This is a genomic window from Pseudomonas sp. LBUM1674, assembly GCF_059695635.1.
The window spans coordinates 6840254-6860355 of record NZ_CP166779.1; the positions used below are offsets into that span (position 1 = coordinate 6840254).

The following is a 20102-nucleotide window of genomic DNA, read 5'->3' on the forward strand; positions in this document are numbered from 1 at the left end:
GCCGCGAATTCCGATGATTCACTTGTTCGGCTGTGGAGTCAGGCGCAGGTACGGCTTCACCGCGCGATAACCCTGGGGAAAGCGTTTCCTGATTTCATCTTCATCCTTGAGCGACGGCACGATCACTACTTCGTCACCGTCCTGCCAGTTGGCCGGGGTCGCTACCTTGTAGTTATCCGTGAGTTGCAGTGAATCGATCACCCGCAGGATTTCATTGAAGTTACGACCGGTGCTCGCCGGATAGGTGATGGTCAACCGGACCTTTTTGTTCGGGTCGATCACGAACAACGAACGTACGGTCAAGGTGTCATTGGCGTTGGGGTGGATCAGGTCATAGAGGTCCGACACCTTGCGATCGGCATCGGCCAGGATCGGGAAATTGACGATCGTGTTCTGGGTTTCGTTGATGTCTTCGATCCATCGGTGGTGCGAATCCACCGGGTCGACGGACAACGCGATGGCTTTGACCCCACGCTGGGCGAACTCGTCTTTCAACCTGGCCGTGAAGCCGAGCTCGGTCGTGCACACTGGCGTGAAGTCCGCCGGGTGGGAAAACAGCACGCCCCAGCTATCGCCCAGCCACTCGTGGAAACGTAGAGGGCCAACGCTGGAATCCTGTTCGAAATCGGGGGCGGTATCGCCCAGTCTGAGGCTCATGGTGCTGCTCCTGGTGAGTGCTGGATGAGCCCAACTGTGCCTGTATTTTTTATCTATTAAAAAGAATAAATATCGATTTGTTTAGACCATAAGTGAATATTAAAAATCTGTTCACTGGACTTGATCCAGCCTCAGGACGACCATCCGCGCCAAGGTTCGAGAAGGCCTTGAGTCGCTGCAAAAAAGAAGGATTTCGAGGAAGGTTCACGGGGGTGAACCTGACTTGAAAACGCAAAAGCCCCGCCCGGCATAATGCCGGGCGGGGCTTTTTTCTTACATCGGTTACGCGAGCGCTATTACAACAGCGGGATCGAGTAGCTGACGATCAGGCGGTTTTCGTCCTGGTCGCGTTGACCCGGGATGTTGGTGCGCCATGTAGCGTTTTTCCACATCAGACCAACGTTTTTCAACGGGCCTTCCGGTACAACGTAACCAACAGTCAGATCGCGTTCCCATTCGGAGCTGTCAGTGCTCGCTGGGGACCGGGTATCGATGTCGTCGCCATGCAAGTAAACCACACCGGCGGTCAAGCCAGGCACGCCAACCTTGGCGAAGTCATACGAGTAGCGTGCCTGCCAGGTACGTTCGCCGGCACGGGCGAACTTGGCGATCTGGCTGTCGGTAGTCAGGTAAGCCGACGAGCCGTCACCCTGGTTCAACCAAGGGAAGTCGCTGCTGCCGTTGCTGACCTGATAGCCGCCGCCGAAGGTGTGGCCGGCAACGGTATACAGGAACAGGCCGCTATACAGGTTGTTGTCGACCTTACCTTTACCGTTGGCGGTGCTGTTGTAGTTACCGTTGCTGTAATAGGCAGGTGTGTTGCCATTCAGACCGTCATCGGAGCTGTTGAAATAACGCAGGTCAGACTTCAACACGCCCGGACCGATCGACCAGTTGTGCACCAGACCCAGGAAGTGTTGCTTGTAGAAGTCTTCCAGATTGCCGTAGTAGTACTGGGCAGTCAGGTCTTTGGTGATCTTGTAGTCGCCACCGGCATAGATGAACTTGTTGCTGTTGGCGGTACGCGCGGAAGCGCCCCCGATAGACAGTTGTTCATTGCTGCTGGAGTTACGGCCTTTGACGTGCTCGATTTGACCGCCGACCAGTGTCAGGTCTTTGATTTCGTTCGAGGTGATCTGACCACCCTGGAAGGTTTGCGGCAACAGACGACCGTCGTTGGTCACGATCACCGGCAGTTTTGGCTGCAGGGTCCCCAGCTTCAGCTCGGTCTGGGAGATCTTGGCCTTGGCAGTCAGACCCAGGCTGGAAAAGTTATCCACCGCTTCGCCGTTGGATTCGCTTGGGAAAACGGTGCCACCGTAGGCGGCACCGTTGGCTGCACCGTTAGTGCCGCCGCCCGAATCCAGACGCACGCCCAACAGGCCGATGGCGTCGACGCCGAGGCCTACGGTGCCTTGGGTATAACCGGAGATGAACCGCAGATCGAAGCCCTGGCCCCATTCTTCGTTTCTGCTTGGATTGGCAGCACCGCTACGGTTATCCGTGTTGATGTAGAAGTTGCGCAGCCCCAATGTTGCCTTGCTGTCTTCGATGAAACCGGCGGCGCCTGCCTGCTGCGCCAAAACCCCTACGGCCACAGCCAGGGCCAAGGTGGACTTGTTCATGTTTCGCTCCTCTCGTTTCTAATTTTTTATGTTCCTGGTCCTGGGTCGAATGCCCGGATCCTGGAGGCGCCATCAGCGCCACACTGCGGTTTGCCCACCGCGATTTGCGGCCGGCATGATAAAGCCAAAAAAAATTATTTCATTCTTTTTCATTCCATTAAGGAATATAGGTTCGCAGTCTTCGTCCGGGCCGAGATACGGGGTATCGGCCAGCAAGCCAAATCAAATCGGGTCACTGCGGCGGTCTGAGGCGGGTGTCTGCTGCACCGATGAGTGTCTGATGGATGTACTTTAAGGGGCGGAAACAAAAACTAAAAAGAATAAAAAATTAGTATGAATGATGATTTTGGAATAACAAAAAAATCCGAAAAAAAAAGCCTCACCCCAGCAGGGCAAGGCTTTTCGGAAAATCAGTTACATGAAGCTATAGGTGTAGTTGAAGATCAGACGGGTCTGGTCCTGGTCGGCGATACCGGTATCGCTGCCACGGTAGGTGCCATGACGCAGCGTCGTGCCGAAACCTTTAAGAGGACCCTGCTGGATGACATAGTCCACTCGCAAGTCACGTTCCCACTCGGACTGATCGCCACTAGTGCCGTTGGCGGCTTTGATGTTATCGCCGTGCAGGTAGGCAACCGAGGTTTTCAGGCCAGGAACACCCAGAGAAGCGAAGTCGAGGGTGTATTGACCGAAGGTGGTGTTTTCACCGGCACGGACGAAGCCGTTGATCATCGCATCGGTAAACAGATAGAAGCTCGAGCCGCCGGCCCCTTCGTTGCGACCGTTGCCATCGACCACGTTGCCCTGGTTCAGATAAACAAAGCCGCCGTCATCGCTGACACGCTGATGGCCGACCAGGAAAGCGTTGGGGCCCAGGGTATAGGTGAACATGGCGCTCCAAGTCTTGTTATCGACCTCGCCCGGGGTCTTGGCGAAACCGCCGTTGTTATTGAACCGGTAGCCCACATCGCCGTTCTTGCCGTCGGAGCTGCTGTCGAAATAGCGCAGGTCTGACTTGAAGGACTGGTTGGCGCTGATCGGGAGGACGTGGACCAGGCCGAGGAAGTTCTGCTTGTAGTAGTCTTCCAGGTTCGCATGGTAGTACTGCAGGGTAAGGTCCTTGGTGACCTTCCAGTCCGCACCGGCATAACGGAATTTGTTGCTTTCCTCGGTACCGCCCGCCACTGCCAGACCGGTAGTGTTGGACGAAGCACGGCCCGCCGCGTGCTCGAGCTGGCCGACGTTGAAGGTCACGTTGTCGATTTCCTTCGAGGTGATGGTGCCACCTTCAAAGGTCTGGGGCAGCAGACGGCTGTCGTTCGCTACCAGAATCGGCATGTTGGGTTGCAGGGCGCCACCATAGTGGGCCTCGGTCTTCGAGAAGCGCGCCTTGACGTTACCTGCCACGCGACTGTACGTGTCCGATGCCGAACCGTCGGTGTCGCTCGGGAAGAATGAGTTGTTGTCCGGGTGATGACCACGGCCACCGTCGAGGTGGATACCGAGGAGCGCCTGGGCGTCAAAACCAAAACCGACAGTACCCTGGGTGAAGCCGGACAGATAATCGAACTTCAGGCCTTCAGCGGTTTCGCGCTGATCGGCGCCGCCATCGCGGTTATCGTTGTTGTAGTACATGGTGCGGGAACTGACGGAAGCCTTGCTGTCTTCGATGAAACCTGCGGCGCCTGCCTGCTGCGCCAAAACCCCTACGGCCACGGCCAGAGCCAAGGTGGACTTGTTCATTGTGTCGCTCCTCTCGTTTCTAATTCTTGTAATCCTGGTCCTGGGTCATGCCCGGGATCCTAAGATGCGCGATTAGCGCCAGACCGTGACTCACAAGTCAATCGTAACTATGTGTGTCTACGACCATAGTCTAATCCCCGGTTATTGGTCGTTGCGGGTTCATGAATTCGTCATCGATCCGAAAAGAATCGGTTGATTCTTTTTTCATACCTTTCAGGAATAAAGCGCAGCCTTGAAATAGAGCGGCTGCCCTATTAGCTAATGCAAAAAGGGTATTTATCATAAATTTTTTAGATCGATTAGCTTTGACGCAATTCGGAAACATTTCCCTTCCGACAGGCGGAGCGATACAACCAAACGCGCACTATCCGGCCCATTTGTTACAGTTTGTGTATCGCTCGTAATGACGAAATTCGTGGGGAGTAACGCTAGACCCGCGTAGGAGCTGCCGCAGGCTGCGATCTTTTGATCTTCTGGCGATAGAAAGATCGCTGAAAGTCAAAAGATCGCAGCCTGCGGCAGCTCCTACGGGGGCTGTGTCAGAGGGTTTTTTCGAAGATCTTCGAATTACGCTGATAGTTGTACAGCGAGGCCCGAGCCGACGGCAGGCGTTCGACACTGCTTGGCACAAACCCACGCTCGCGAAACCAGTGAGCGGTCCGGGTAGTCAGGACGAACAAGGTATTGAGCCCCTGCGCCCGCGCGCGGGTTTCGATCCGTTCCAGCAACTCATCCCCGCGTCCGCCGTGGCGGTACTCCGGATTCACCGCCAGACAGGCCAACTCCCCGGCATCCGAATCGGCAATCTGATACAGCGCCGCACAGGCGATGATCATGCCTTCGCGTTCGACCACGCTGAACTGCTCGATCTCACGCTCCAGCACCTCGCGGGAGCGGCGCACCAGAATCCCCTGCTCTTCCAGCGGGCTGATCAAATCCAGTAAACCACCGACGTCCTCGATGGCCGCTTCGCGCACAACTTCGAATTGCTCCTGGGCCACCAGCGTACCGCCACCGTCACGGGTGAACAGTTCGGTCAGCAGTGCGCCGTCTTCGACATAACTGACGATATGACTGCGGGCTACACCACCACGACAGGCTTCAGCGGCCGCATCCAGCAGTTCGCCCTGATAGTTGCTGCCCAAACGCTGCAAATGCGCCGGCACCTGTTGTGGACGCAACTCGCGAACCAGGCGCCCGTTTTCGTCGATAAGGCCGAGGTCGGCGCCGAACAACAGCAGTTTGTCCGCCCCGAGGTCGATGGCCGCGCGGGTGGCGACGTCTTCGCAGGCGAGGTTGAAAATCTCACCGGTCGGCGAGTAGCCCAACGGCGACAGCAGCACGATGGAGCGCTCGTCCAACAGGCGATTGATGCCCTTGCGATCGACCCGACGCACCTCACCGGTGTGGTGATAGTCGACGCCTTCCAGCACGCCGATCGGCCGCGCCGTCACCAGGTTGCCGCTGGCCACCCGCAGACGCGAACCCTGCATCGGCGACGAGGCCATGTCCATCGACAACCGCGCTTCGATGGCGATGCGCAACTGGCCGACCGCATCGATCACGCATTCAAGGGTCGCGGCATCGGTGATGCGCATGCCGTGGTGGTAATGCGGGGTCAGCCCGCGGGTGGCAAGGCGAGTTTCGATTTGCGGACGGGAACCATGCACCAGCACCAGTCGCACGCCCAGGCTGTGCAACAGCACCAGGTCGTGGACGATATTGCCGAAGTTCGGGTGCTCCACGCCGTCGCCGGGGAGCATGACGACAAAGGTGCAATCGCGGTGGGCGTTGATGTAAGGCGAAGCGTGACGAAGCCAATTGACGTATTCGGGCATGAACCTGGGCCTGTAATAAATAGCAGCCAAAAAATGGACGAAACAGAAAACGCACAGCGGGCTGATGGTTATCGTCGGAACAGGCTTGGCGACACGCGCGCTCTCCTCATGAATACGGGTTTAAACATCGGCAATTTAACCGCCCCCCCCCTACAGGGTTTTGCGTTCAGCCGACCGGCTGTGGTTTTTGAGCCGGTGTCAGGCAGTAATGTTCAATCAGTTGACGTAATAGATGCACCGTAGGCTGCAAACGTGACATTTCGAGGTATTCCCCCGGTTGGTGGGCGCAGGCGATATCGCCAGGGCCGAGCACCAGTGTTTCGCAGCCAAGACGTTGAAGATAAGGTGCTTCCGTGCCGAACGCCACTGCTTCGGCGCGATGACCGGTGAGCTTTTCCGCGACCCGGACCAATTCCGCATCCTCGGCCTGCTCGAAGGGCGGCACTTCGGGAAACAGCGGCGCGTAATCGATCTTCACCTGATGCCGCTCGGCAATGGGCCTGAGCTTCTGCAGAATCTCCGCACGCAGGACCTTGGGGTCCATGCCCGGCAACGGCCGCAGATCGAACTCCAGCGAACACTGGCCGCAAATGCGGTTGGGATTGTCGCCGCCATGAATGCAGCCGAAGTTCATGGTCGGCTGCGGCACACTGAACTGCGGGTTACGGTATTCACGCTGCCACAACAGACGCAGCCCGCGCAGTTCGCCGATGGCATCGTGCATGGCTTCGAGGGCGCTGTGGCCCAGGCGTGGATCCGAGGAGTGACCGCTCTGGCCGAGGATATCGATGCGCTCCATCATGATGCCTTTGTGCATCCGGATCGGCTTCAGCCCGGTCGGCTCGCCGATCACTGCGGCACGACCCAGCGGTCGCCCGGCTTCGGCCAGGGCTCGCGCGCCGGACATCGAGCTTTCTTCATCACAGGTGGCGAGAATCAGCAGCGGCTGTTTGAACGGTTGCCCGAGCAGCGGAATGACCGCTTCGATGACCAGGGCGAAAAAGCCCTTCATGTCGCAACTGCCCAGCCCGACCCAGCGGCCGTCGACTTCGGTCAGCTTCAGCGGATCGGTCTGCCACAGCGCAGCGTCGTAGGGCACGGTGTCACTGTGGCCGGCGAGGACGAGGCCACCGGGGCCGGAACCGACACTGGCCAGCAGATTGAATTTGCCAGGGCTGACCTGCTGGATATCACAGGCAAAACCCAGATCGCCCAGCCACGTCGCCAGCAAGTCGATGACCGGACGGTTGCTTTGATCGAGGCTGGCCTGGGTACAGCTGACGGACGGTGCAGCGATCAGCGCAGCGAACTGATCTTTCATGGACGGCAAAGGCATCGCTGACTCCAACTCCCGGATTGAAGTCCATCATAGAACCATCCGGCGACAGGAATAAACCGTCGCGGCGCGGAGGATGAACGAGTCCTGTACACTGCACGACCTTGGCAGCCACACATTCCCCCGGCTGCGCTCCCGATCCTGGATTTTCCGGCCATGCAGAAAGAAACCGAAATCAAACTCCGCGTCAGCCGCGAAACCCTCGCCGCCCTGCGCGAGCACCCGCTCCTGAAAAAACGCAACAAAAGTGGCTGGGAACGCCGTGAACTGATGAACCAGTACTTCGACACGCCTGAGCGCGACCTGGCCCGCGCCAAGGTTGCCCTGCGCCTGCGCCGCGATGGCGAAGAAGTGATTCAGACCCTCAAGACCCGTGGCCAGAGTATTGCTGGTCTGTCCGAGCGTAATGAATACGACTGGAACCTGCCCAAAGCCAAGCTCGACGTGAAGAAACTCGACGGCGAATGCTGGCCTGAAGCGCTGGCCACGCTTGACAAGAAAACCCTGAAGCCGATCTTCACCACCGATTTCGTTCGCGAACGCGCTGAAATCGCCTGGGGCCGCGGCAAGACCAAAGTGGTCATCGAAGCCGCGCTGGACCTGGGCCACGTCATCGTCGGCAAGCAGAAAGAAGAAATCTGCGAACTGGAGCTGGAGCTGCGCGAAGGCGAGCCGTCCGCGTTGCTGGAACTGGCCGCCGAACTGGCCGCGACCCTGCCCCTGATGCCATGTGACATCAGCAAGGCCGAGCGCGGTTATCGCCTGTATGACGCCCACAGCTATTCGCTGAGCCTGCCGGCACCGCAGATCACCGCCGAAACCCCACTGGACGACGCGTTTGCCGCGCTGAGCTGGCACCTGCTCGGCAGCAGCCAGCGCCTGGCCGAGCAGTATCGCTTCAATGGTCACTGGCGCCTGTTGCAGGACTGGGTCGAGAACCTGGCGGAACTGCGCGCACTGCTCAGCAGCCTGGGTCAAGCCGCTCCGCGTCAGTCGACGCACGATCTGCGGGTCGCGCTGGACGCCTTGCTGGAAGACTGGCGTCCGCTGGTACACGCCGGTCTGGACGACGAAGACGTGCGCAAAGCAGCCCCGGAGCAATTTCTCGAAGAACTGGAAGATCCGCGTTGGGGCCTGTTCTCCCTGAACACCTCGCGCTGGTTGCTGGCCCGCACCTGGGCGACCGATCGCAACGTGCGCGGCAATCGCCAGGGCGCTGCGCAGCTGGGTAGCTGGTTGCCGCGTCTGTTGGGCGAAGAAGCCACATCGTTGCAATTGCAGCGTTATCAGCAGCAGCCAGAAGATCTGGCCGAACAACTGCCACGCATCGAGCGCATCCAGGCCTGGCTGCACCATGCCCGTCAAGTGCTGGACATTCCGGAAATGGATCGGCTGTACGGTGAGCTGAAGCTACTGGCGCAACTGGCCAACGAACCGATCACGGATGAATCGCTGGATGCGCGTAAGCAGCAGGCGATCGCGGTGTATCAGAATCGTGCCTGGAAGATGCTTCTGCGCATGTAATCCCCTGTTGATCATTCCCACGCTCCCGCGTGGGAATGCAGCCGGTGACGCTCTGCGTCACCTGGACGCGGAGCGTCCCTTGAGGCATTACCACGCAGAGCGTGGGAACGATCAAACCCTAGACCGGCAAACTCGTCGTGGACTTGATCTCCGACAACGCCACAATCGAATTGACCTCCTGAATCCCCGGCACCATCGACAACTTCTCGAAGAAGAAGCGCTCATACGCCTCGATATCCGCCGTGACGATCCGCAGCATGAAATCCACCGACCCCATCAGCACATAACACTCCAGCACTTCGGGAAAACCACGAATCGCCTCGGTGAATCCGGTGAAGTTCGAACGCCCGTGGGCGTTGAGTTTGATTTCGGCAAAGATCTGCGTATTGAGACCGATCTTCTTGCGATCGAGCAAGGTGACCTGAGCGCGAATGATCCCCTCCTCCTTCATCCGCTGAATCCGCCGCCAGCACGGCGACTGCGAAAGGCCCACCTGTTCGGCGATCTGCGCACTGGAAAGTGAAGCGTCCTCTTGCAGCAACGCGAGAATCTTGCGGTCGTAGCTGTCCAGCTCGCTGTGCATAGATAAACCCAGAATTTAAGTTTTTATGAATTAAATTATTCGATAAATTGGCAATAAGTCCAATCATAGATAAGAAATGCCCGGCTACGAATGTAAAAATTCCTCCATTGATTTTGGAGTTCGCCATGCCGCATCTCGAAGCTGTCAACACCCCACCCACCCGTGCCGATGTCTGGAACGTCAGCACCGCTCACTGCCGCGTGCACTATCAATTGCTGGCCGAAGCCGAGCCGGATCTGCTGTGCAGGGCGCTCAACCTGTTCGCATTGCAGTGCCTGACGCCGCAGCAGATCAACATGCAGCGCAGGGACGATCTACTGTCGATCGACATCGTCATCGACGGCCTGAGTTGGCACCGTGCCCAAGTGATCGCGGAAAAACTGCGTAACCTGATCAGCGTCTGCTCGGTGGATCTGCAAGCGGCTGATTCTGCGTGGGTCGAAGCAACTCAGGCGGCGGGCTGAAAAAACCTGACACTGCTTCGTCGGGTAGTGGCCCAACGGTTGGCGGGTCCGCGACTATCCTTTGCGAACTGTTGTTCACGAGGAGCCCGCATGTCCGTTCAACTTGCCATTCAGGACCGCTGGCTGGATCTCAATGAGTTACTGCGTGAGTTGGTTGCCCAGGGCTTTATCAGCCAGGACTCGGCCGAGCACGCGCTCAATGCCCGACGCCGTCATGCCGCCAATGGCCAGATGCACCCATTGGAGTTCATCGCCAGCCAGCATCTGGAAGACCTCAGCCGTCCCGGCAAACACCTGGATCTGGAAAGCCTGACCCTGTGGCTGTCGCAGCAGGCCGGCCAGCCGTATTTGCGTATCGATCCGCTGAAAATCAACGTCGCGGCCATTACTCCGCTGATGTCCTATGCCTTCGCCCAGCGCCACAAGATTCTCGCCGTCTCCATCGACCTTGACGCGGTGACCGTGGCCAGCGCCCAGCCTTACGTCAACGGCTGGGAAGCGGACCTGACCCACGTGTTGAAACTGCCCATCAAGCGTGTGGTGGCCAACCCGGTGGATATCCAGCGCTTCAGCGTGGAGTTCTTCCGCCTGGCCAAATCGGTCAGCGGCGCGACCAATGCCGACCAGCAAACGAACACCCTGGGCAATTTCGAACAGTTGCTCAACCTTGGCGCCAGCGACCAGGAGCCGGACGCCAACGATGCGCACATCGTCAACATCGTCGACTGGCTGTTCCAGTACGCGTTCCAGCAGCGGGCCAGCGATATCCACATCGAACCCCGGCGCGAGCAAGGCACCGTGCGTTTTCGCATCGACGGCGTGCTGCACAACGTCTATCAGTTCCCGCCGCAGGTGACCATGGCCATCGTCAGCCGCCTGAAGAGCCTGGGGCGAATGAACGTCGCGGAAAAACGCAAACCCCAGGACGGTCGGGTCAAAACCAAGACCCCGGGAGGCGGCGAAGTCGAGCTGCGGCTGTCGACATTGCCGACCGCGTTTGGCGAAAAAATGGTCATGCGGATCTTCGACCCGGAAGTGTTGCTCAAGGATTTCGATCAGCTTGGGTTTTCAGTCGAAGACCTGCGCCGCTGGCGGGACATGACGAGCCAGCCCAACGGCATCATTCTGGTGACCGGGCCGACCGGTTCGGGCAAAACCACCACGCTCTACACCACGCTCAAGAAACTGGCGACGCCGGAGGTCAACCTCTGCACCATCGAAGATCCGATCGAGATGGTCGAACCGGCGTTCAACCAGATGCAGGTCCAGCACAACATTGACCTGACGTTCGCCGCCGGTGTGCGCGCGCTGATGCGCCAGGATCCGGACATCATCATGATCGGCGAGATCCGCGATCTGGAAACCGCGGAAATGGCGATCCAGGCGGCCCTTACCGGTCACCTGGTGCTCTCGACGTTGCACACCAACGATGCGCCCAGCGCCATCAGCCGCCTGCTGGAACTCGGCGTGCCCCATTACCTGATCAAGGCCACCGTGCTCGGCGTCATGGCCCAGCGGCTGGTCCGGACCTTGTGCCCGCACTGCAAGGCGCCGCTGACATTAAGTGAAGAAGACTGGCAAACCCTGACCAGACCCTGGCAAGCGCCATTACCCGGCAACGCCCAACGCGCCATCGGCTGTCTGGAATGCCGCGACACCGGTTATCGCGGACGTGCCGGGGTTTACGAAATCATGCAGCTGACTGACGGGGTCAAAGCGCTGATCAACCCCGACACCGATCTGATGGCGGTGCGGCGCCAGGCATTCAAGGAAGGTATGCGCAGTTTGCGGCTGTCGGGGGCGCAGAAAGTCGCGGCGGGATTGACCACGATCGAGGAAGTGTTGCGAGTGACACCGCAGAGCGAGCAGAAATGACGCCTTTTATGTCTCCTGATGATGCAAGGACGGACTAACGGTTTTTATCCCCGACCGGCGCCGCTACACTCCTGCGATCGGAAATTCATTGATCGACAGGGAATTGTTATGCAGATCGGAAGCGTGCTTTTACTTTTTGTCGGCCTGGTGGTCGCCATTCTGTTCATGGGGTTCAAGGTGGTGCCCCAGGGTTACCAGTGGACGGTCGAGCGTTTCGGCCGCTACACCAACACCCTCAAGCCCGGCCTGAACATCATCATTCCAGTGATGGACCGCATCGGTCGCAAGATCAACGTGATGGAAAGCGTGCTGGATATTCCACCCCAGGAAGTCATCACCGCCGATAACGCTACGGTGCAGATCGACGCGGTGTGCTTCTTCCAGGTGGTCAACACCGCCCAGGCCGCCTACGAGGTCAATAACCTCGAACACGCGATCCGCAACCTGCTGCAAACCAACATCCGTACCGTGCTCGGCTCCATGGAACTCGACGCGATGCTCAGCCAGCGTGACGGGATCAACGAAAAACTGCTGCGCACCGTCGACGAAGCCACAGCGCCGTGGGGCATCAAGATCACCCGGATCGAGATCAAGGACATCAGCCCTCCTGCGGACCTGATGGCAGCGATGTCGGGACAAATGAAAGCCGAGCGGATCAAGCGTGCGCAGATTCTTGAAGCCGAAGGCCTGCGTGCCGCAGCCATCCTGACCGCCGAAGGCAAGAAACAGGCGCAGATCCTGGAGGCCGAGGGTGGTCGTCAGGCCGCGTTCCTCGAAGCCGAAGCCCGTGAACGTCAGGCCGAAGCCGAAGCCCAGGCGACCAAAGTGGTGTCCGAAGCCATCGCTGGCGGCAACGTGCAGGCGGTCAACTACTTCGTCGCGCAGAAATACATCGATGCGCTGGGCAAACTGGCGTCGACCAACAACAGCAAAGTGATCCTGATGCCGCTCGAGGCCAGTTCGATGATCGGCGCGGTCGGCGGCATCGGTGAAATCGTCAAGGCCACGTTCGATAACAAGAAAGCCTGAGGCGCGCCATGTGGGCATTTCTGCAGCATTTATCGTTCTGGGACTGGCTGGCGTTGGGCACCGTGCTGCTGATCCTCGAAGTGTTCGGTGCCGGCGGCTATCTGCTGTGGATCGGCATGGCTGCCGCCGCTGTAGGCGTGCTGACCTTCGTGGCTCCGCACATGTCCTGGGAATTGCAGTTTCTGCTGTTCGGCCTGCTCTCGATCGCCACCGCATTGTACTGGTGGAGACGTCAGCGCAGCGCCGTGCGCGAGAGTGATGAGCCGAACCTGAATCTGCGTGGCCAGGAACTGATCGGCAAAGCCTTTGTGGTGCATGAGGCGATTGTCGATGGACGTGGCAAGATCAAGGTCGCCGACGGCGTATGGATGGCTCGAGGCCCTGACGCCGCGCAAGGTAGCCGCGTTCGGGTGATCGGGCAGCAGGGGGCCGTCTTGCTGGTGGAACCGGCTGAATGAGCCCAGACGGGAACTCGATCGGGTGATTGGCAATCAAAGGCCTTAGTTAAACCAGTGGAGTCACCCTATATGCGTCTCAAACTTGCTGTCGCTACCCTCGCATTGCTGTCCCTTCCTGTAGGTTCGGCGATGGCCGACAGCTTTTGGCGTAACGTCATCTCTTCCGGTGCGACCACCGGCTCGACTTACCTGACCTTCAAGGATCACAAGTTGATCGTTGCCGCCCAGGACGATGCCGGCAGCTTCGTTGCCAGCGACGGCGGCATCCGCGGCCCGTATCTGGAAGCGGCGATGCAGAAGGTCCGCGCCGACAACCCGGGCCTGCAGGCCACTGACATGGAATTGGCGAATGCGATTCTGGCGAAGAATGCTGTCGCTTCGGAATAAGCTTTACTGCTGAACAAAAAATGCCGCTCCCATGAGCGGCATTTTTTTGCCCACACAAAACCCCCTGTAGGAGCTGGCTTGCCAGCGAAGGAGTGTCAGTCGACATCAATGTGGCTGACCCACCTTCGCTGGCAAGCCAGCTCCTACAGGGGGGCGTGTGTGTTTCAGCGGTATTCATCCACCGGCACACACGCACAGAACAGATTCCGGTCGCCATAGACGTTATCGACGCGATTCACCACTGGCCAATACTTGTGCGCCTTGGTGTGCGCATCCGGCGTCACCGCCTGCTCGATGCTGTAAGGCCGCTCCCAGACTCCGGTGATGTCGGCCAATGTGTGCGGCGAACGTTTGAGCGGGTTGTCTTCGGCCGACCAGTTGCCGTTCTGCACCTCGGTGATTTCCGCGCGAATGCTCAGCATCGCTGCGATAAAACGGTCCAACTCTGCCTTCGATTCACTCTCGGTCGGCTCGACCATCAAAGTGCCCGGCACCGGAAACGACATGGTCGGCGCATGGAAGCCGTAATCCATCAGGCGTTTGGCCACGTCCTCTTCGCTGATCCCGGTCAGCGCCTTGAGTGGCCGAAGGTCGAGGATGCATTCGTGGGCCACCCGGTCGTTGCGCCCGGAATAGAGCACCGCAAATGCACCGGACAGATGCTGCGCGAGGTAATTCGCGGCGAGGATCGCCACTTCGCTGGCGTCCGCCAGTTGCGGCCCCATCATCGCGATGTACATCCAGCTGATCGGCAGAATGCTCGCACTGCCCCAGGGCGCCGCGCTGACTGCGCCGTTCTCCGGCAGGGGCCCGTCGATCGGAATCACCGGGTGATTGGCCACGAACGGCGCCAGATGTGCGCGCACGCCAATCGGTCCCATCCCCGGCCCGCCTCCACCGTGGGGGATGCAGAACGTTTTGTGCAGGTTCATGTGGGAAACGTCGGCACCAATGTCCGCCGGCCGCGCCAAGCCGACCTGTGCATTGAGATTGGCGCCGTCCATGTACACCTGGCCGCCATGACTATGGATGACTTCGCAGATCTCGCTGATGCCTTCCTCGTACACCCCGTGGGTCGAAGGATAAGTCGCCATCAGGCAGGCGAGCTGGTCCCCGGCATCCGCGGCTTTTTCCTTGAGGTCATCGAGGTCGACGTTACCCGCCTCGTCGCATTCGACGATCACCACCCGCATGCCGGCCATTTGTGCCGACGCCGGGTTGGTGCCGTGGGCGGAGGACGGTATCAGGCAGATGTCCCGGGCGCCCTGCTGACGGCTTTCATGGTATTTGCGGATCGCCAGCAACCCGGCGTATTCACCCTGGGCCCCAGAGTTGGGCTGCATACAGATCGCATCGAAACCGGTGATCGCGCAAAGCCAGCGCTCAAGTTCCTCGATCATCAGCGAATAACCAACCGCCTGCTCTTTTGGAACGAACGGGTGCAGATTGGCGAATTGCGGCCAAGTGATGGGGATCATCTCGCTGGTGGCATTGAGTTTCATGGTGCAGGAGCCGAGCGGGATCATCGATTGATTGAGCGCCAGGTCTTTGTTTTCCAATTGTTTGAGGTAACGCAGCATCTCTGTTTCGCTGTGGTGTGCGTTAAACACCGGGTGACGTAAATAAGGTGAGGTACGCAACAGCCCGCCAGGAATGCCGCAAGCCAGGGTTTCAGCGTCCAGTTCGTCGACATTGAGCCCATGATCGGCACCGAGGAATACATCAAACAACTTCGCCACGGTGCTTTCGTCAGAGGTTTCGTCGAGGCTCAGACCCAACTGTCCACGCCCGAGAATACGCAAATTGATCTGCACTGCCTGGGCGCTTTCGATGATTGCAGTCTGAGTGCCACCAACCTCCAGGGTCAGTGTGTCGAAAAAATGCTGGTTGAGGCGGGTGATGCCATGTCGCGCAAGGCCCTCGGCGAGGATGCAGGTCAGCCGATGAACCCGCTGTGCAATCCGCTTCAGCCCTTCCGGGCCGTGGTAGACCGCGTAGAAACTGGCGATGTTGGCCAGCAGCACCTGGGCGGTGCAGATGTTCGAATTGGCCTTCTCCCGGCGGATGTGTTGCTCGCGGGTTTGCAGGGCCATGCGCAAAGCGACGTTGCCGCGAGCATCTTTCGACACGCCGATGATCCGCCCGGGAATCGCTCGCTTGTACTCATCGCGACTGGCAAAAAACGCCGCGTGAGGCCCGCCGTAGCCCATGGGCACGCCGAAACGCTGGGATGAGCCAAACACCACGTCGGCGCCCAACTCCCCTGGCGGGGTCAGCAACAGAAGGCTCAGCAGATCGGTGGCGACACAGGCCAGGGCCTGCTGGGCATGCAGGTGATCGATCAAGGGTCGCAGATCGCGGATCTCGCCATGGGTATCGGGGTATTGCAGCAGCGCGCCGAACACCTGGTGCTGCTTCAAGTTATCCACAGCGTCGATGATCAGTTCGAAACCGAAGCCTTCGGCCCGGGTCTGCACCACGGAAATCGTCTGCGGATGACAGTTTTCGTCAACAAAGAACAGATTGCTCCTGGACTTGGCGACACGCTTGGCCAGTGCCATGGCTTCGGCCGCTGCGGTGGCTTCATCCAGCAGCGAGGCGTTGGCCAGTTCCAGACCCGTGAGGTCGATGGTCAATTGCTGGAAATTCAGCAGCGCTTCGAGCCGCCCTTGGGCGATCTCGGGTTGATAGGGCGTGTAGGCGGTGTACCAGCCGGGATTTTCCAGCACGTTGCGCACAATGACAGGCGGTGTGAGGGTGCCGTGGTAGCCCATGCCGATCAGGCTGGTCCAGACCTGGTTCTGCTCGGCGTAACCCCGAAGCTTGGCCAGCGCGGCTTCTTCGTCGAGGGCAGGGGGCAGGTCCAGCGCCCGGTTCAGGCGGATTCCCGGTGGCACCGTCTGCTCGATCAACTCGACCCGGCTGCCGAGGCCGAGGCTGTCGAGCATTGCCTGCTGCTCGGCGGCATCGGGCCCGAGGTGGCGGCGAAGAAAGGCATTGGGGTCGCGTAACTGGCTCAAGGACGGCAACTGGGACATGACGGGCTCTCTCTTGACTGGCGCTCAACGTCGATGCAACACGGTCAAACCAGCATAGCAGTCGCTGTCGGGGAGCTCTGGAAGATCAAAAGATCGCAGCCTGCGGCAGCTCCTACATTGAAATGCGATCCACTGTAGGAGCTGCCGCAGGCTGCGATCTTTTGACTTTTGTTTCACCCATGAAAAAGCCCCGACAAGTCGGGGCTTTGGATAACGCTTAAGGCTTATTCGCCGATGGCAGCCTTGTAGCCAGCCGCGTCGAGCAGCTTGTCCAGGTCAGCCGTGTTGCTTGGCGTGAGCTTGAAGATCCACGCGCCGTACGGATCAGAGTTGAGTAGTTCCGGGTTAGCGCTCAGCTCTTCGTTGATCGCGATCACTTCACCGGCAACCGGAGAATAGATATCGGAGGCGGCTTTAACCGACTCCACCACACCGGATTGATCACCGGCAGCGAAGACTGTGCCGACTTCGGTCAGCTCAACGAACACCACATCGCCCAAGGCTTCCTGAGCGTGATCGCTGATGCCCACGGTGACGGTGCCATCGGCTTCCAGGCGAGCCCATTCGTGACTTTCGGCAAAACGCAGGTCGGCAGGGATATCGCTCATATTCTGTGTCCTCAAGAAAAATGTCAGCGGTCGTTGCCCGCCAAAAAAGGTTAGATCAAGGTTTTGCCATGGCGTACGAAGGTCGGTTTGACCACTCGGACCGGGTACCACTTGCCACGGATTTCCACTTCAGCGCGGTCGGCAGTTGCCATCGGCACGCGCGCCAGTGCTATCGACTTGCTTAGCGTAGGAGAGAAACTACCACTGGTGATCTCCCCTTCGCCAACATTGGCGATGCGAACCACCTGATGAGCGCGCAAAACCCCACGCTCCTCAAGGACCAGACCAACCAGTTTATGCTGTACGCCACCAGCCCGCTCGGCTTCCAGGGCAGTGCGACCGATGAACTGACGTGTGGCCGGCTCCCAGGCAATGCTCCAGGTCATGTTGGAGGCCAGCGGTGAAACGTCTTGATGGATGTCTTGACCGTAAAGGTTCATGCCTGCTTCGACACGCAAGGTATCCCGTGCGCCGAGGCCGATAGGGGAAATGCCCGCCCCCACCAGATCGTTGAAGAATCCTGGCGCCTGGTCGACCGGCAAAATGATTTCCAGACCATCTTCACCGGTGTAACCGGTGCGCGCGATGAACCAGTCACCGTCGGGTTGGCCTTCAAAAGGCTTGAGCAGCTGGATCAGGTTGCCACGGGACTGGGTGACAAGCTCGGCAATCTTTTGCCGGGCCTGAGGACCTTGAATGGCCAGCATCGCCAGCTCGGAGCGTTCGTTGAGTTGTACATCGAAATCGCCGAGGTGGGCCTGCATCCAGGCCAGGTCCTGATTACGGGTGGAGGCGTTGACCACCAGCCGATAACTGTCCTCGAGGCGATAGACGATCATATCGTCGACGATGCCCCCGTGCTCATTGAGCATGGTGCTGTACAAGGCACGGCCGGGGCTGTGCAGACGCTCGACGTCATTGGCCAGCAACTGCTGCAGCCAGGCCTTCGCCTGGGGGCCGCTGACATCGATCACGGTCATGTGGGATACATCGAAAACCCCGCAATCGCGGCGCACCTGATGGTGTTCCTCGACCTGCGAGCCGTAATGCAGAGGCATATCCCAACCGCCAAAATCGACCATCTTCGCGCCGAGGGCGAGATGAAGGTCATACAGAGGCGTACGCTGTCCCATGGGTTTCTCCTTCCGGGCGTGGCGAAGGTGCGGACCGGTGCTGCACGGCCTTGAAATAAAAGGCTTTCAGCCGATTTCAGCTACCGGGTCCGTAGGACGGACCGCACCGAATGCCGCGCATTGTAGCCTCAAGGTGTAGGACTGACACCTAGCTGTTTTTATGCGCCGAACGTCTTATCAATCCGATGACCGGTAACAAGCCGACCAGGACCAACGTCAGTGCCGGCAACGACGCCCTCGCCCACTCGCCTTCGCTGGTCATTTCGAAGATGCGCACCGCCAGCGTGTCCCAGCCAAACGGGCGCATCAGCAGGGTTGCAGGCATTTCCTTGAGCACGTCGACGAACACCAGCAACGCGGCGCTCAAGGTGCCGGGCAGCAATAACGGCAGATACACTTTGAAAAACAGTCGTGGCCCGCTCACGCCAAGGCTACGTGCCGCTTCGGGCAAAGATGGCCGTATTCGCGCCAAGCTGCTTTCCAGTGGCCCGTAAGCCACGGCGATGAAACGCACCAGATAGGCTAGCAACAATGCCGACAGACTGCCGAGCAGCAAGGGTTTACCGGCGCCACCTAGCCAATTCGAGAACGGGATCACCAGCTCGCGATCCAGGTAACTGAACGCCAACATGATCGACACTGCCAGCACCGAACCGGGCAAGGCGTAGCCAAGGTTGGCCAGACTGATGCCGGAACGGATCGCGCGGGTCGGTGCCAGCCGACGGGCAAACGCCAGCACCAGGGCGACACCGACGGTGATCAGCGCCGCCATGCCACCCAGGTACAAGGTATGGACGATCAGCCCGGCATAACGCTCATCCAGATCGAAGCGCCCGCGCTGCCAGAACCAAACCACCAATTGCAGCATCGGAATCACGAAAGCACAGGCGAATACCAGACCACACCACGTCATGGCGGCCAGCGCTTTGAAGCCATGCAGGTGGTACAACGCCTTGACCCGAGGTCGCTCGTTGCTCGCCCGATTCGCCCCGCGAGCACGACGCTCACCGTACAAAACCACCATCACCACCAGCAACAACAGGCTGGCCAGTTGCGCGGCGGTCGAAAGGCTGAAAAAGCCGTACCAGGTTTTGTAGATGGCGGTCGTGAACGTGTCGAAATTGAACACCGACACGGCGCCGAAATCCGCCAGGGTTTCCATCAGCGCCAACGCCACTCCCGCGCCGATCGCAGGGCGAGCCATCGGCAAGGCGACTCGCCAGAAGGCCTGCCACGGGGATTGCCCGAGAACCCGAGCGGCTTCCATCAGACCTTTGCCCTGAGCAAGGAACGCCGTGCGCGCCAACAGGTAAACATAGGGATAGAAGACCAGCACCAGCACCAGAATTACTCCGCCAGTGGAACGCACTCGCGGCAGCCTCAGGCCCGTGCCGAGCCACTCCCGCAACAGGGTTTGCACCGGACCGGCAAAATCCAGCAGGCCCACAAAGACAAACGCCAACACGTAGGCGGGAATCGCAAAGGGCAGCATCAGCGCCCAATCCAGCCACCGCCGCCCGGGGAATTCGCAGAGGCTGGTGAGCCAGGCGAGACTCACGCCCAACAGCGTTACGCCGATACCGACGCCCAGTATCAGAGTCAGCGTGTTGCCCAGCAGGCGTGGCATCTGGGTATCCCAGAGGTGGGACCAGATTTGCTGATCGATGGTTTGCCAGGAGAGAAACAGGACGCTCAGGGGCAGCAGGACCAGCGCAGCGATGGCGAAGACCAGGGGATACCAGCGGCGTTGGGCGGGGTGGGCCAAGGAAGGTCTCTCGCAAGGAAATCGTGAAGTGTAGGGAAA

16 protein-coding genes are annotated in these 20102 nt (G+C 59.3%); 6 read left to right on the plus strand and 10 right to left on the minus strand.

Annotated elements, in window-relative coordinates:
• Window positions 1–18: 18 nt before the first annotated feature.
• From ACA067_RS31415 to argE, 5 genes are all read right to left on the minus strand, one after another.
• A complete protein-coding gene (locus tag ACA067_RS31415; protein WP_497459924.1) occupies window positions 19–657 on the minus strand; it encodes a peroxiredoxin in 639 nt (212 codons plus the stop codon).
• Window positions 658–953: 296 nt separating this feature from the next.
• A complete protein-coding gene (locus tag ACA067_RS31420; RefSeq protein ID WP_497459925.1) occupies window positions 954–2282 on the minus strand; it encodes an OprD family porin in 1329 nt (442 codons plus the stop codon).
• Window positions 2283–2696: 414 nt separating this feature from the next.
• Window positions 2697–4025: an OprD family porin gene (locus tag ACA067_RS31425; protein ID WP_497459926.1), complete on the minus strand. Its 1329-nt coding sequence runs from the start codon at window positions 4023–4025 to the stop codon at window positions 2697–2699.
• Window positions 4026–4564: 539 nt separating this feature from the next.
• Window positions 4565–5863: an amino-acid N-acetyltransferase gene (gene argA, locus ACA067_RS31430; RefSeq protein ID WP_497454513.1), complete on the minus strand. Its 1299-nt coding sequence runs from the start codon at window positions 5861–5863 to the stop codon at window positions 4565–4567.
• Window positions 5864–6029: 166 nt separating this feature from the next.
• Complete coding sequence (gene argE / locus ACA067_RS31435; RefSeq protein WP_497459927.1) at window positions 6030–7199, minus strand: acetylornithine deacetylase; 1170 nt, start codon at window positions 7197–7199, stop codon at window positions 6030–6032.
• Window positions 7200–7355: 156 nt separating this feature from the next.
• On the opposite strand from argE, the gene ACA067_RS31440 reads away from it, so the two are divergent.
• Window positions 7356–8723, plus strand: a complete 1368-nt coding sequence (locus tag ACA067_RS31440) for a CYTH domain-containing protein (protein ID WP_497459928.1) — start codon at window positions 7356–7358, stop codon at window positions 8721–8723.
• Between the two features lie 118 nt (window positions 8724–8841).
• Here the strand turns inward: ACA067_RS31440 and ACA067_RS31445 are convergent, their stop codons facing one another.
• Window positions 8842–9306: an Lrp/AsnC family transcriptional regulator gene (locus ACA067_RS31445; RefSeq protein WP_497459929.1), complete on the minus strand. Its 465-nt coding sequence runs from the start codon at window positions 9304–9306 to the stop codon at window positions 8842–8844.
• Window positions 9307–9431: 125 nt separating this feature from the next.
• Between ACA067_RS31445 and ACA067_RS31450 the strand changes: the two genes are divergently transcribed.
• The 5 genes from ACA067_RS31450 to ACA067_RS31470 all read left to right on the plus strand — a co-directional run bounded on the left by ACA067_RS31450 (window position 9432) and on the right by ACA067_RS31470 (window position 13519).
• Window positions 9432–9770: an ACT-like domain-containing protein gene (locus tag ACA067_RS31450; protein ID WP_497459930.1), complete on the plus strand. Its 339-nt coding sequence runs from the start codon at window positions 9432–9434 to the stop codon at window positions 9768–9770.
• 90 nt (window positions 9771–9860) lie between these two features.
• On the plus strand, window positions 9861–11645 hold the full coding sequence (gene tfpB / locus ACA067_RS31455) for a type IV pilus assembly ATPase TfpB (RefSeq protein ID WP_497459931.1): 1785 nt from the start codon (window positions 9861–9863) through the stop codon (window positions 11643–11645).
• A gap of 108 nt (window positions 11646–11753) precedes the next feature.
• Window positions 11754–12674, plus strand: a complete 921-nt coding sequence (locus tag ACA067_RS31460) for an SPFH domain-containing protein (RefSeq protein ID WP_497459932.1) — start codon at window positions 11754–11756, stop codon at window positions 12672–12674.
• A gap of 8 nt (window positions 12675–12682) precedes the next feature.
• Window positions 12683–13132 carry an NfeD family protein gene (locus ACA067_RS31465; RefSeq protein WP_497459933.1) on the plus strand — a complete coding sequence of 150 codons (450 nt, stop codon included), beginning with the start codon at window positions 12683–12685 and terminating at the stop codon, window positions 13130–13132.
• A gap of 69 nt (window positions 13133–13201) precedes the next feature.
• Entirely contained in the window at window positions 13202–13519 is a 318-nt protein-coding gene (locus ACA067_RS31470; protein WP_007951791.1) for a DUF2388 domain-containing protein, read from the plus strand.
• Window positions 13520–13683: 164 nt separating this feature from the next.
• Here the strand turns inward: ACA067_RS31470 and gcvP are convergent, their stop codons facing one another.
• The 4 genes from gcvP to ACA067_RS31490 form a co-directional block, all read right to left on the minus strand.
• Window positions 13684–16557, minus strand: coding sequence for an aminomethyl-transferring glycine dehydrogenase (gcvP, locus tag ACA067_RS31475; protein WP_497459934.1), 2874 nt, complete (start codon window positions 16555–16557; stop codon window positions 13684–13686).
• Window positions 16558–16781: 224 nt separating this feature from the next.
• A complete protein-coding gene (gene gcvH / locus ACA067_RS31480; RefSeq protein WP_497459935.1) occupies window positions 16782–17165 on the minus strand; it encodes a glycine cleavage system protein GcvH in 384 nt (127 codons plus the stop codon).
• 50 nt (window positions 17166–17215) lie between these two features.
• Complete coding sequence (gcvT, locus tag ACA067_RS31485; protein ID WP_497459936.1) at window positions 17216–18298, minus strand: glycine cleavage system aminomethyltransferase GcvT; 1083 nt, start codon at window positions 18296–18298, stop codon at window positions 17216–17218.
• A 148-nt stretch (window positions 18299–18446) separates the two neighbouring features.
• A complete protein-coding gene (locus ACA067_RS31490; RefSeq protein ID WP_497459937.1) occupies window positions 18447–20063 on the minus strand; it encodes an ABC transporter permease in 1617 nt (538 codons plus the stop codon).
• Window positions 20064–20102: the final 39 nt, after the last annotated feature.

Excerpts from the sequence above, each read along its gene's own strand:
- ACA067_RS31415 (WP_497459924.1), bottom strand. The coding sequence starts at position 657 with ATGAGCCTCAGACTGGGCGATACCGCCCCCGATTTCGAACAGGATTCC.
- ACA067_RS31420 (WP_497459925.1), bottom strand. The coding sequence starts at position 2,282 with ATGAACAAGTCCACCTTGGCCCTGGCTGTGGCCGTAGGGGTTTTGGCG.
- ACA067_RS31425 (WP_497459926.1), bottom strand. The coding sequence starts at position 4,025 with ATGAACAAGTCCACCTTGGCTCTGGCCGTGGCCGTAGGGGTTTTGGCG.
- argA (WP_497454513.1), bottom strand. The coding sequence starts at position 5,863 with ATGCCCGAATACGTCAATTGGCTTCGTCACGCTTCGCCTTACATCAAC.
- argE (WP_497459927.1), bottom strand. The coding sequence starts at position 7,199 with ATGCCTTTGCCGTCCATGAAAGATCAGTTCGCTGCGCTGATCGCTGCA.
- ACA067_RS31440 (WP_497459928.1), top strand. The coding sequence starts at position 7,356 with ATGCAGAAAGAAACCGAAATCAAACTCCGCGTCAGCCGCGAAACCCTC.
- ACA067_RS31445 (WP_497459929.1), bottom strand. The coding sequence starts at position 9,306 with ATGCACAGCGAGCTGGACAGCTACGACCGCAAGATTCTCGCGTTGCTG.
- ACA067_RS31450 (WP_497459930.1), top strand. The coding sequence starts at position 9,432 with ATGCCGCATCTCGAAGCTGTCAACACCCCACCCACCCGTGCCGATGTC.
- tfpB (WP_497459931.1), top strand. The coding sequence starts at position 9,861 with ATGTCCGTTCAACTTGCCATTCAGGACCGCTGGCTGGATCTCAATGAG.
- ACA067_RS31460 (WP_497459932.1), top strand. The coding sequence starts at position 11,754 with ATGCAGATCGGAAGCGTGCTTTTACTTTTTGTCGGCCTGGTGGTCGCC.
- ACA067_RS31465 (WP_497459933.1), top strand. The coding sequence starts at position 12,683 with ATGTGGGCATTTCTGCAGCATTTATCGTTCTGGGACTGGCTGGCGTTG.
- ACA067_RS31470 (WP_007951791.1), top strand. The coding sequence starts at position 13,202 with ATGCGTCTCAAACTTGCTGTCGCTACCCTCGCATTGCTGTCCCTTCCT.
- gcvP (WP_497459934.1), bottom strand. The coding sequence starts at position 16,557 with ATGTCCCAGTTGCCGTCCTTGAGCCAGTTACGCGACCCCAATGCCTTT.
- gcvH (WP_497459935.1), bottom strand. The coding sequence starts at position 17,165 with ATGAGCGATATCCCTGCCGACCTGCGTTTTGCCGAAAGTCACGAATGG.
- gcvT (WP_497459936.1), bottom strand. The coding sequence starts at position 18,298 with ATGGGACAGCGTACGCCTCTGTATGACCTTCATCTCGCCCTCGGCGCG.